The following is a 12,250-nucleotide window of genomic DNA, read 5'->3' on the forward strand; positions in this document are numbered from 1 at the left end:
CGGTCAGCCTCAGCCTCGGGTCAGCTTCTTGTAGGTGGCGCGGTGCGGACGGGTGGCGTCCGGGCCGAGCCGCTCGACCTTGTTCTTCTCGTACGACTCGAAGTTGCCCTCGAACCAGAACCACTTGGAGTCGCCCTCGTACGCCAGGATGTGGGTGGCGACCCGGTCGAGGAACCAGCGGTCGTGGGAGACGACCACGGCGCAGCCGGGGAAGTCGAGGAGCGCGTTCTCGAGCGAGGACAGGGTCTCGACGTCGAGGTCGTTGGTCGGCTCGTCGAGGAGCAGCAGGTTGCCGCCCTGCTTGAGGGTGAGCGCCAGGTTCAGGCGGTTGCGCTCACCGCCGGAGAGCACGCCGGCCGGCTTCTGCTGGTCCGGGCCCTTGAAGCCGAACGCGGAAACGTAGGCGCGGGACGGCATCTCGACCTGGCCGACGTTGATGTAGTCGAGCTCGTCGGAGACGACGGCCCACAGCGTCTTCTTCGGGTCGATGTTGGCGCGGGTCTGGTCGACGTACGAGATCTTGACCGTGTCGCCGACCCGGATGTCGCCGGAGTCCGGGGTCTCCAGGCCCTGGATCATCTTGAAGAGCGTGGTCTTGCCGGCGCCGTTCGGGCCGATCACGCCGACGATGCCGTTGCGCGGGAGGGTGAAGGACAGGTCGTCGATGAGGACCTTGTCACCGAATGCCTTGGAGAGGTTGTTGACCTCGACGACGACCGAGCCCAGGCGCGGGCCCGGCGGGATCTGGATCTCCTCGAAGTCCAGCTTCCGCATCTTGTCGGCCTCGGCGGCCATCTCCTCGTAGCGGGCGAGGCGGGCCTTGGACTTGGCCTGGCGGCCCTTGGCGTTGGAGCGGACCCACTCCAGCTCTTCCTTGAGGCGCTTCTGCCGCTTCTCGTCCTTCTTGCCCTCGACCTTGAGGCGCTCGGACTTGCGCTGGAGGTACGTGGAGTAGTTGCCCTCGTACGGGATGGCGCGGCCGCGGTCGAGCTCGAGGATCCACTCGGCGACGTTGTCCAGGAAGTACCGGTCGTGGGTGATGGCCACGACGGTGCCCTTGTACTGGGCGAGGTGCTGCTCCAGCCAGTTCACCGACTCGGCGTCGAGGTGGTTGGTGGGCTCGTCGAGCAGCAGCAGGTCGGGGGCCTCGAGCAGGAGCTTGCAGAGGGCCACGCGGCGCTTCTCACCACCGGAGAGGTTGGTGACGGGCCAGTCGCCGGGCGGGCAGCCCAGCGCGTCCATGGCCTGCTCGAGCTGGGCGTCGAGGTCCCACGCGTTGGCGTGGTCCAGGTCGTCCTGGAGCTTGCCCATCTCCGCCATGAGCTCGTCCGTGTAGTTCGTGGCCATCTCCTCGGCGATGGCGTTGAACCGGTCGAGCTTGCCCTTGATCTCGGCGACGCCGTCCTGGACGTTCTCCAGGACCGTCTTGGACTCGTCGAGCTTCGGCTCCTGCATGAGGATGCCGACGGAGTAGCCCGGCGTGAGGAAGGCGTCACCGTTGGAGGGCTGCTCCAGACCGGCCATGATCTTCAGCACGGTGGACTTACCGGCACCGTTCGGGCCGACCACACCGATCTTCGCACCGGGCAGGAAGCTCAGCGTCACGTCATCGAGGATGACCTTGTCGCCGTGCGCCTTGCGCGTCTTGCGCATGGTGTAGATGTACTCAGCCAAGAGAAACCGTCCGGCAAAGAGTGAGTGGGCAGATAGACCCCATCTTGCCTGACCGAGCCCCATCGGCGGAAACCAGTACCTCACGGACGGCTCCGGGAGCGGCTGACCTGGGCCTTGCGCGGGAGGCGCAGTGACCGGCCGGTCACGGTGGGTGCTCCGGCGGGCGGGGCAGGCGGGGCGGCGGCCCCTGGGAAGCGCGGTGAGACGGCGGACGGCCCCGCCGCGCGGTGCGCGACGGGGCCGTCCGGTGGGGCCGCCGCTCAGGGCGGCCCCGGGGTACTGCGGGTGCTGCGGGGTACTGCCGGGCGCCTTACTGGCCGGCCGCCTTCTTCTTGCGGAGGAAGAACATCGCGCCGCCGCCGATCGCGACGAGCGCGACGGCGATGCCGGCGATCATCGGGGTGGCGTTGGAGCTACCGGTCTCGGCGAGGTCGCCGCCGCCGGTGGTGGAGCCGGTGGAGCCGCCGGCGGTGCCGCCGGTCGTGGTGGCCGGGGTCTCCGACGGGGCCGGGGTCTCCGACGGCTTCGGGCCGGGGGTGGCCGTCTTGCAGTCGAGGACACCCTCGATGACCTTCTCGAACCCGTTCGGGCCGGTGATCGTGTACTTGTACGCCGCGTCCTCGGCGACCGGCACGGTGACCGTCTCGGACTTGCCGGCGCCGATCGTGCGCTTCACGCCGCCCAGCTCGAAGACCCAGTCCTCGTCGCCCTTGTTGGAGACGGTGACGTCCACGCCGCCCTCGGCGCAGTTCTCCTTGAAGTCGACGGCCGGGACGGGGCCCTGCTTGGCCCAGGTGGCCTGGAACTCGGCCTTGGACGTCGTCTCGCTGCTGCCCGCGAGGATCAGGGTCTGCTTGCGCTTCTGCGTGGTGCTGGCGAAGGCGCGGCCGACGTTCACCTTGGTGTTGGCCTGCAGGCTGACCTTGGTGGAACCGTCGGGCGTGCCCGCCGGCACGTCGAGGTAGAGCTCGTCGCCGTCCTTGGCGGAGGTGACGGCCTTGCCGTCCTTGTCGACGACCTTGACGCCGGCGGGGGCGTCGGCCGCCAGGGAGATCGTGGCGGTGGAGGCGTTGGTGCTCACCTTGGTCGGGCCGATGCGGGTGCCGGCCTTGCCCGCCAGGGAGCCCTTGGAGACCCCGAGCGTCGCCGGGGGCTCGGCGAGGTCCTCGGCCTTCTTCGCCTTCTCCACGAGGAACGCGGCCAGTTGCTTGGCCTCGGCGTCCGCGGGGACGGCCGTGATCTTGTCGGAGAAGTGCCAGATCGCCGCCTGGGTGGCCGTGGCGGCCTCCTCCTTGGTCAGACCACCCTTGACGTCGGCCTTGGTGGCCAGCGCGGTGAGGTCGTCGACCTGGGGGTACGAGTTCTGCAGGATCCAGCGGATCTTGCCGGCGTCGGCGTTGTTGTGGAGGGTCGACTCGTCCCAGCCGACCTCCTTGTACTTGACGCCCGGCTCGGTCGGAGTGAACAGGTCGATGCAGTATGCCTTGAGCGAACCGCCGCCGTTGACCTCGAGGGAGAAGAGACCGCCCTTGTAGGTGTGGGTCTCCTCCTCGCCCTTGGAGTTCTTGACGGTGATGGCGATGTCGCCGGACTCGGCGAGCGGACCCAGCGTCGCCGCGACGCCGCCCCCGTTCGTGGAGCCGTCGTCGGCCGTCGCCGGTCCCGCGACGGCTATCGCGCCCGCCGCGACGAGGCCGGAGACCACGGTCGCGGCGGCAAGGCGGGCAACGCCGCGCCTCCGTACAGAAAACATGGATTTCCCCTCCGGGCGGGCTGCTCCGCGTCATCGTCGATACGCGTGGGGGGAGCACCCGCCAGCAGACTCACTGACCCACTGGAAGCAAGCGCCTCATGAGTACCCGGGCATCCTAAGGACGGGGAAGCCCCCCGTGTCCCGTCGTACGGTCTGATAACCATTCCGACTCGAAATCGTTATCAGCGGCAGAAGTTGACCGCAAAACCGCAGGTCACGGTGTCGACAAATCCTCATGACTGACCGTCAAGAGGCTGTCACGGCGGGCGGCGAGACGTCTTCGGCCGCAGGTGGTGGCGGCGTCTGCCAGGGATCGGGCGCCGAGGGTGCCGATCGATCCGGAACCCGCTGCTCCGGTACAGGTGTTTCGGTGTTCTGCCGCACCGCCCGGCGGAAGGCCGCCGTCCCCCGGGTCAGATCGTGCCCCACCGCCAGCGCGTCCACGTCCACGAACGTCTTCCAGCGGCCGTCGTGCTCCTCCTCCCGGACCTTCAGCCGACCGTGCACCACCAGCGGCTCCCCCACCGAGACCGAGGCCGCCAGGTTCGCGCCCAGCGAGCGCCAGGCGGAGACCGTGTAGAAGCTCGTCGCCCCGTCCGTCCAGACCGCCCGCTCGCGGTCCCAGCGCCGGGCCGTCACGGCGAAGCGGAAGCGCGCGACCCCGCCCGTCACCGTCTCCCGGTACTCCACGTTCGTCGCCACGTTCCCGACCAGCGTCACCATCGTCTCGTTCATCCGCCCACTCCTCGGCTTCCGTTCCCGTCCGTGCTCTGGAGACCCATGCTGGACCGGGGCGGGAAAACCCGCTGAAGCCTGTGGACACAGCGACGACTGTGGACAAGTGCGCCACCCGAACGAGTGGTTCCGCCCTCACCTCACCCCTCGCACCTCATCCGCGCGCACGTCACCTCGCCCGTGCGACGCCCGCCCGCGCCGGCCCGAACCGCGTCCCGCCGAACCGCCCCGCCCCCATGCGCCCGCCCGCGCCGCCGCCCGCGATCCGGCTCACCACCCGCGTCGCGCCCGAGGCCGTCACGTACTGCTCGCGCACCTCCCGATAGCGCATCAGCTCCGCCGCGATCGGATCGAGCACCCGGGCCCGGCCGCACGCCGCTGCCGCCTCGCGCAGCCTGCGCTCGGCCTCCTGCCCGTACCGCCGCGCCGGCCCCCGTACGGCCGCCGCGCACGCCCACTCCACCAGCGGGCCGCCGACGATCCCGGCCACCATGATCAGGACCGGCGGCCAGAGCAACGGCTCCACGACGCCCACGATCTGGCCCACCAGCCACAACGCGCCGAAGATCTGCAGGAAGGTCATCACCACCTGCGCGAGGACCGCGGCCGGCCACCATGCCGGACGGGGCGGCCGGGCGGCCGGGTCGCCCATGGTCACCGTCAGCTCGTCCAGCGCCTCCGGCAGACCCTCGGCCCCGCGCAGCGCCGCCTCCCGCACCGCCAGCGCCCACGGCACCGGCAGCCCCCGCGCGGCCTCGTCGGAGACGATCCGCACGGCCTGCTCCACCCGTTGACGGGCGGTCAGCTCGTCCTCCACCGGGGCGTTCAGGCGCGGATCGGTGCTGCCGTGCGCGCGGACCCGCTCGTACCAGCGGTAGAGCCGCAGCCACGGCGTCCCGCAGGCGCGGATGGCGCCCCGCCGCCAGACCCGTTCGGCGGCCTCGCCCGCCGCCCGGGCGCCGACCGCGACCGCGAGCCGGTCGGCGAACTCCTCGCGGGCCCGCTCGCCGAGGCCGGGCCGGCCGTCCGCCACGTACACCGGCCGCAGCCGGGCCGCGGCGGCGTCGACGTCGGCGGACAGCCGCCGCTCGGGCGCGGTGCGCTCCTGGACGAACCGGCCGAGCAGCTCGCGCAGTTCCGGTACGCCCTCCCCGGTGGCCGCGGAGACGGACAGGACGGTCGCGCCGGGCTCGCCGTGCTCGCCGAGCGCCATGCCGTCCTCGTCGAGGAGCCGGCGCAGGTCGTCGAGGACGAGGTCGGCGGCCTCGGTGCCGAGCCGGTCGATCTGGTTGAGCACGACGAAGGTGACCTCGGCGTGTCCGGCGAGCGGTCGCAGATAGCGCTCGTGCAGGGCCGCGTCCGCGTACTTCTCGGGATCCACCACCCAGATCACGGCGTCGACGAGCCCGAGCAGCCGGTCCACCTGGTCGCGGTGGGCGGTGACCGCCGAGTCGTGGTCGGGCAGGTCGACGAGGACGAGTCCCTGGAGGTCGGCGTCGGCCGCGCCGCCCGCGAGCGGTCTGCGGCGCAGCCGCCCGGGGATGCCGAGCCGGTCGAGAAGCCCCGCGGCGCCCTCGGACCAGGTGAGGGCGACCGGCGCGGCGGTGGTGGGGCGGCGCAGTCCGGTCTCGGAGACGGGCACGCCGGCGAGGGCGTTGAAGAGGGTCGACTTGCCGCTGCCGGTGGCACCCGCGATGGCCACGACGGTGTGCCGGGCGGAGAGCCGCTGCCGGGCGGCGGCCTCGTCGAGGACCCGCCCCGCCTCGGCGAGGGTCTCGCTCTCGACCCGGGTACGGGACAGGCCGACGAGCTCGTGGAGGGCGTCGAGGCGGGCGCGCAGGGCTCCGCCGTAGGCCCCGCCGAGGGGCGGGAGTCCGTCGCCCTCGTCCTCCTCGCGCTCCGCGCCCGGGTTCGGGTCCGGGTTGGGGTTGGGGTTGGGGTCGCGAGGGTCCGTGGGCGCGGCACGGCCGGCCGCGCGCCGGGCGATCAGACCGTCGTCCCAGCGCCCGAGCCCGAGCCCTCGGTCACCGTCGGCGGCGCCGGTCGGGGGGCGGGTGGGGGCGTTCGCCTCCGCCGGGTGCGTCGGCTGGGCAGGCTGGGCCGGCTGGGTCGGTTGGGCCGCCGAAGCGGGCTGAAGCGAGGCGGGCGGCTGGGCCGAGGGGGCCGACGGGGCCGAGGCGGCAGGCTGGGCTGAGGGGGTCGGGGCGGCAGGCCGGGCCGGATCCGCCGCCTCCTCCGTACCCACCCGCGGTTCCGTACCCACCCGTGGCTCGGCTCCCACCCGCGACTCCGTGCCCACTCGTGGCTCCGCTCCCGCCGGTGTCACCGAGCCCCCAGGGCCCGTGGAGCCCACTGCGTCCAGTGCGTCCACTGCGTCACTTCTCCTTCTGCAGTAGGGAGAGCGCGGCGATCAGCTCGGCCTGCGGCTCGGGGGTCACGTCGAGGGCGTCGAGGGGCGCGAGACGCCGGTCGCGTTCGGTGTGCAGGGCGCGGTCGAGGTACGTGGCGAGCAGCGCGCCGCCCTTGTCGCGCAGGCGCAGGGCACCCTGAGCGCCGAGGAGTTCGGCGAGCCGGTCGCCCGCGGCGCGGGTGCGGCGGCCGCCGAGGAGGACGGCGGCGAGGAGGGCGGTGAGGGTCTCGGTGTCGGGGCTCGCGGCGGCGGTCCCCCGCTTGGCCCCTCGCCCCGCGCCGCGCCCGGACCCGCGTCCGGACGCCCGCCCGCTCCCGCGCCCGCTCCCGCGCCCGGACGCGCGATCGCACGCGCCCTCGGTGTCCCCGACCTCCTCCTCGACCGTCTCCTCCAGGACGCGCCGCCAGCGCCGTACGGTCATGGCGATCCGCTCCCCCGCGTCACCGCCGTCGTCGGGCACCGCGCCCCGCACCGGAGCCGGGGCGAGGGCGCCGGCGGCCGGCTCGCGGCGCCAGGCGTCCCGTACCCGCTCGTCGGCGGCGGCGACGGCGCACTGCACCAACGCGGCCAGCGACTCGACGAGGGCGTCGAGGAGTTCGTCGGCGGAACTGTCGCGGGGGTAGCCGCGCCAGCGGGTCCGGGCGTCCCCGGCGAGCACGGCCCCGCGCCGCACCTGCTCCCTGACCCGGCGCCCCTGCTCCTCGTACGCCGCCTCGACGGCCCCGCCGAGCCGTACGGCCGCGGCGTACTGGGCCGCGACCGCCCCGGCGAGCTCGGGCATCCGGGTGTCGAGCGAGTCCAGCACCCCGGAGGCGGTCCGGCCGGCGGCCTGCTGGCGCGCGGCCGGGTCCAGGGCGCAGTGGGCCAGCCAGCCGCGCAGCGGGGCGACGGCGTTGTCGGGCAGCAGTCCGCTGCCGCCGCCGGTGGACTCGGGCAGTTCGGGAATGGTGAAGCGGGGCACGTCGCCGAACCCCGCCTTGTCGAGCAGCGCCTCGTACTGCCGCGAGACCTCGCCGATGACCTGGTGGGGCACGCGGTCGAGGACGGTGACGAGGGTGACGTCGTACTCCTTGGCGGTACGGAGGAGGTGCCAGGGGACGGCGTCGGCGTACCGGGACGCGGTGGTGACCATGACCCAGATGTCGGCGGCGCAGATCAACTCGGCGGCGAGCAGCCGGTTCTCGACGACGAGCGAGTCGATGTCGGGCGCGTCGAGGAGGGCGAGCCCGCGGGGCAGGGTGGCGGCCGTCTCGACCCGCAGGGCGTTGTCCTCCGGGGGCTCCTCGGCGGGGTGGTCGTCGTCCTGCTGGGGCAGCCAGACGCGGGTGAGCTGGGGCAGGACGCGCATCCCGGCGAACCAGTGGTGGTCCTCCGGGTGGCACACCAGGACCGGCGTGCGGGTGGTGGGTCTGAGCACCCCGGCCTCGCTGACGCGCCGCCCCACGAGCGAGTTGACCAGCGTGGACTTCCCGGCCCCGGTGGAACCGCCGACGACCGCGAGCAGCGGCGCGTCGGGATCCTTCAGCCGGGGCACCAAGTAGTCGTCGAGCTGGGCGAGCAACTCGGCCCGGGTCTGCCGGGCTCGCGGGGCGCCGGGGAGGGGGAGGGGGAGACGCACGGCGGCGACACAGTCGCGCAGGGCGGAGAGTGCGTCGATGAGCTGAGGCCGTTCGTCCAAGGTCACCACATGCGAAGAATGCCCAATTTTGGAGCCTTTTTGAAGCGTATTGACACCCTGCGCGCCGACCGAACGGATGTAGCCGGGGAGCTCAGGCATAACGAGTGCACAACACCCGGCCCGAGTGGCGCGAAAAGCGCTGCGCGAATCGCACCTGCCTGCGATTATCGGACCGCTTCACCGAACCTCCACATCGTGCCACGCAGGTGAAGCAACCGGGGCAGGGCGATGGGAGCCCTATCCTTGACCCGGCCACCACCGGCCCCCGTAGCTCAGCGGATAGAGCAGGTGCCTTCTAAGCACTTGGCCGCAGGTTCGAGTCCTGCCGGGGGCGCAAACGGCCCCTCACCTGGGAAAACAGGTGAGGGGCCTTCTCGTGGCCAATAAGCACAGTGGATATGGACCAAGTGCCTCGGCAACTTCTACGCTGGGGCATGGCCAAGAGACAGCCGTACGACATCGCCCCTTTGTCCGCTTCCTGGGCCCGTTCTCTGCGCGCGAGGAACCTCGCCGACAACACGCAGCGGGTCTACACCCGGGCCGCCGCCGGCCTCCGAGACTTCCTCATCACCTACGAGCCGAAGCCGGGTGACGAACACGCCCGGCTTGTGCCGACCGAGCTCGAAGGGAACGACGGGATCCACCGCGAGCACATCGAGGCGTACATCGACCACCTCCTGAGCACGACGTCCGCGGCAACCGCGCACCAGCACTTCCGGTCGCTGAAGACGTTCTTCAACTGGCTCGTCGACGAGGAGGAGATGGACCGCTCTCCCATGCGGACCATGAAGGCGCCGCGGCTCCCTGAGGTTGAGGTGCCCGTCATCCCTGACGACGCGCTGGAGAAGCTGCTGAAGGTCTGCAAGGGCACCACGTTCGAGGCCCGGCGCGACACGGCGATCATCCTGATGTTCCTGGACACGGGCGCCCGGCTCAGCGAGTTGACCCTGCGGACGCAGGAGAAGCTGGACCTGGACCTGATGGTGCTGCACGTCCGCGGCAAGGGTGATCGGGAGCGGCCTGCGCCGTTCGGCCGGGCTACGGCCGTGGCGATGGACCGGTACCTGCGAGCCGCAGGGAAGCACCTTGGGCGGGCGCTGGAGCCGGGTGACCCGTTGTGGTTCGGCGTCAAGACGAAACGGGAGCTCACCATCTGGGGTGTCGGCACGATGATCGAGCGCCGTTGCAAGGAGGCCGGAATCCCGCACATCCACCCGCATCAATTCCGTCACACCTTCGCGCACCTGTGGAAGGTGAACGGCGGGAACGAGGACGCGCTGATGCGGATCATGGGGTGGCGGTCCCGGCAGATGCTCAGCCGGTACGGCTCGTCGGCCGGCGAGGAGCGGGCGCGGCGGGAGCACAGAGACCTGAGCCCCGGCGACCGACTGAATGGGGGTAAGTCGGGCCGGGGCGGTCAGAGGTAGCGCCGTTCAGTGGGGGCCGCTCTCCGGGTGGGGAGCGGCCCGGTGTTCTGCGTACTGTCGGTTACAGGTGCCGCGGCGGTGCCACCGCTCAGAGTCGACCGCTTCCTGGAAGAGCTCTTCGAGGGTTGCGGCTATGCGCTCCGGCGGCTGGGAGAAGTCGATGCCGAGTGTGAAGCTCGTCTTCGTGTCCCTCACCGCGATGGGTGCTTCTCCGTGCAGGTCGACGGCTTCGACGTGCACTCGCACTCGCGGTCCCTCAGTCATCCGACCCCCAATCTCCGCACGACGGCGCGCATATGCCGTACGCACGTTCGAACTGCACGAGGTCAGGTCACTCTACGCTCACGACGGTACCTATGGGGTCACCTATATCGGTGAACTTGAAACATTTCCGTAACGCGGAACTGGGGCATAGCTCACTGTTCGCGGCGCTCAGCCCAGTCGAGGAATGCGCGAACGGTCGGCATGTCCTCGGCAGTCTTGCCTGCCTCGTGCGCCACGCGCACGACGACATCCTCATCGCCGGCGGGCGTGCCGAAGGGGTCGTCGACCACTACGCCCAGGTACTGCTGCATGGCTGCGGCCTGCACCACCGACAGCGGCACCCCGAGCCCCGTGGCAATGGCGGCAAGGACTTCCGGGCCGATCTTGATCCGGTGACCCTGCACCAGGTTGCCCACGGTGCTCTTGCTGATCCTTGTCCCGCTCTTTGGGTCGACGGCACGCTGGGCGAAGGCGCGGACAGAGAGCGCCCGACCCTCGCCGACGTGCTCCTGCACGAGGCGCGTCAGCGCATCAGTCTGGTCCGGCATCGGTGTGCCCCTTCTTGCCACGTGTCCACGCTGTCCCCGTAGGAACAAACGAAACATCCCTGATCGGCGCCGACTAAGGCAACCCTTCCCGTGGACAGCCATTGTCCACGACCTTGGACGCGATCGGCTACAGGGGTCAGCCACTTTGGCGCGTTGTTTGCGAAATCCGTACACCCTCACCGTCCAGAAAGCTGGACAAGCTCTGTCCTACGTGCCAGAGTGAGGGCGTCCAGAAACGTGGACACGAGGACGGAGAACCGTGGCAAAGCGCTATCGACTGCACGCTGGCGACCTGCTCCGACGGCTGCTCGACAGCCCCCAGGACGGAGAGCCGGGAAGCGTGCGCGAGCTGGCCACCCGTGCAGGGCTGAGCAAGAGCAAGGTCCAAGCCCTCGTAGACGAAGACCGGCCCACCGTCACGGGAAGCGAAGCGGAGCGCGTAGCGGAGGCGTACCACCTGAAGCCCCGCGCTCTGTTCCACCCGGTGTCCATGTCCATGGACATGGACACAGATCCGATCACCCGAAAGGAGACACCTGGTGTCGATGTCCCCCGCCGAACGTTCGCTGCGGGCGCGCCTCGCGTCGCAGACGAGCTGGGCGAACACGCTCGACCCGGCGAGCCGGACGGCGAAGGCCCGAGCCGCGGCCGCCGGCCGCTTTGAGAGGCAGGCCCGCGAGCTGCACCCGAACGCGACGGACGAGCAGATCGCCCGTGTGGCGGCTCAGCTTCGCTCGGCGCACGCGACACGGATGGCGCTGGCCTCCGCGAAGGCGCGGCGTGTGAAGGCCAGCCAGCAGGCCGCTGCCTGACCCAAGAAGAACGGGGCCGCCCGGACCGGGCCTGGTCCGTCTGCGACCCCTCCGGAATCCCTCAACGACTGAGAGAAGAGGAACCCGTGAGCATCACCGTACCAACGAACATCCCTTCGGGGGACCGGCGCACGGTTCGCGTCGACTTCACTCCGGCCCGTCCGACGACGGTTTCGGCGGTCCTGCTGGGCGCGGCCCGGATCGTCCAGACGAACGGCTTGTGGCAGGGGGACTACGTCCCGGACGCGTGCGACCGGGAGATGTGCGTGCCGCACTTCCTGCGGCCGATGAGCGTCGTCGCGGCGATTCGCTGCGCGGCGACGGGCGACCCGCATCGGTCCTCGCAGCTCGCGGACACCGCAGTCGGCTTCGTGGCGCTCTCCCTCGACGGCGGCCCGGTCTGGGGCGACGTGTTCAGCCTGGAGACCCACGTCGACGCGTGGGGCGACATGCCGGGCCGGTCGGCGGACGAGGCGGTTGCGCTGCTGGAGATGCTGGCGACGGCTCCGGAGCGTGCGGCGTGAACTCGAAGCGTGTGGACGCGGCGGCTGCGGTGCTGCTGGCGACGGTGAAGCAGGGGAAGACGCTGCCGGTGTCCTGGGCGTACGCGTTGGAGTCGGCGTGTCTGCTGCAGTCGCCGGAGACGGCAGCCGAGCTGCTGGCGTACCAGTCCCTGGAGCTGGGAGCGGTTGACGGCCGGGTGTCGGCGGCTTGTGGCAACTCGGAGCACCCGACCTGGCTGCGGGGCCGGGACGACACTCGCGGCTGCCCGTGGTGCCGTGTGGCGGAGCTGGAGGCGGAGCGGCACTCGACGAACGAAACCCTCAACGACGCGATGGTCGCGCTGGCCGAGGCCCGCGACCGGATCGCGGAGCTGGAGGCGTTGAAGCCCGCGCCGATCCAGACCTGCGGGACCTGCGGCGCCGGATACACGTACGGCCAGTCGTGC

At 71.2% G+C, this 12,250-nt stretch carries 11 protein-coding genes and 1 tRNA gene; 5 read left to right on the forward strand and 7 right to left on the reverse strand.

What is annotated here, in order from left to right:
- Positions 1–9 precede the first annotated feature (9 nt).
- The 5 genes from ettA to ABZ135_RS29435 form a co-directional block, all read right to left on the reverse strand.
- The gene (ettA, locus tag ABZ135_RS29415) at positions 10–1,674 is read right to left on the reverse strand and encodes an energy-dependent translational throttle protein EttA (RefSeq protein WP_356699788.1); all 1,665 of its coding nucleotides are present in this window, start codon (positions 1,672–1,674) and stop codon (positions 10–12) included.
- Positions 1,675–1,984: 310 nt separating this feature from the next.
- Positions 1,985–3,427 (reverse strand): thioester domain-containing protein, encoded by a 1,443-nt coding sequence (locus ABZ135_RS29420; protein WP_356699790.1) that lies wholly within the window; start codon positions 3,425–3,427, stop codon positions 1,985–1,987.
- Between the two features lie 246 nt (positions 3,428–3,673).
- On the reverse strand, positions 3,674–4,162 hold the full coding sequence (locus ABZ135_RS29425; RefSeq protein WP_356699792.1) for a single-stranded DNA-binding protein: 489 nt from the start codon (positions 4,160–4,162) through the stop codon (positions 3,674–3,676).
- Positions 4,163–4,331: 169 nt separating this feature from the next.
- A complete protein-coding gene (locus ABZ135_RS29430) occupies positions 4,332–6,152 on the reverse strand; it encodes a GTPase (RefSeq protein WP_356699811.1) in 1,821 nt (606 codons plus the stop codon).
- A gap of 385 nt (positions 6,153–6,537) precedes the next feature.
- Positions 6,538–8,250 carry a dynamin family protein gene (locus ABZ135_RS29435; protein WP_356699813.1) on the reverse strand — a complete coding sequence of 571 codons (1,713 nt, stop codon included), beginning with the start codon at positions 8,248–8,250 and terminating at the stop codon, positions 6,538–6,540.
- A 261-nt stretch (positions 8,251–8,511) separates the two neighbouring features.
- On the opposite strand from ABZ135_RS29435, the gene ABZ135_RS29440 reads away from it, so the two are divergent.
- Positions 8,512–8,584, forward strand: a tRNA-Arg gene (locus ABZ135_RS29440).
- 100 nt (positions 8,585–8,684) lie between these two features.
- Positions 8,685–9,677: a tyrosine-type recombinase/integrase gene (locus ABZ135_RS29445; protein WP_356699794.1), complete on the forward strand. Its 993-nt coding sequence runs from the start codon at positions 8,685–8,687 to the stop codon at positions 9,675–9,677.
- 6 nt (positions 9,678–9,683) lie between these two features.
- Here the strand turns inward: ABZ135_RS29445 and ABZ135_RS29450 are convergent, their stop codons facing one another.
- A complete protein-coding gene (locus ABZ135_RS29450) occupies positions 9,684–9,917 on the reverse strand; it encodes a hypothetical protein (RefSeq protein ID WP_356699796.1) in 234 nt (77 codons plus the stop codon).
- A gap of 176 nt (positions 9,918–10,093) precedes the next feature.
- Complete coding sequence (locus ABZ135_RS29455) at positions 10,094–10,489, reverse strand: helix-turn-helix transcriptional regulator (protein ID WP_356699798.1); 396 nt, start codon at positions 10,487–10,489, stop codon at positions 10,094–10,096.
- Positions 10,490–11,034: 545 nt separating this feature from the next.
- On the opposite strand from ABZ135_RS29455, the gene ABZ135_RS29460 reads away from it, so the two are divergent.
- From ABZ135_RS29460 to ABZ135_RS29470, 3 genes are all read left to right on the forward strand, one after another.
- Positions 11,035–11,301, forward strand: coding sequence for a hypothetical protein (locus tag ABZ135_RS29460; protein WP_356699815.1), 267 nt, complete (start codon positions 11,035–11,037; stop codon positions 11,299–11,301).
- Positions 11,302–11,387: 86 nt separating this feature from the next.
- Complete coding sequence (locus tag ABZ135_RS29465; protein ID WP_356699800.1) at positions 11,388–11,825, forward strand: hypothetical protein; 438 nt, start codon at positions 11,388–11,390, stop codon at positions 11,823–11,825.
- Positions 11,822–12,250 (forward strand): hypothetical protein (locus ABZ135_RS29470; RefSeq protein ID WP_356699802.1); only part of this gene is annotated, 429 nt, incomplete at its 3' end. The genes ABZ135_RS29465 and ABZ135_RS29470, both read left to right, overlap by 4 nt.

This window comes from Streptomyces sp. NPDC006339, assembly GCF_040612775.1.
Taxonomy (GTDB): domain Bacteria; phylum Actinomycetota; class Actinomycetes; order Streptomycetales; family Streptomycetaceae; genus Streptomyces.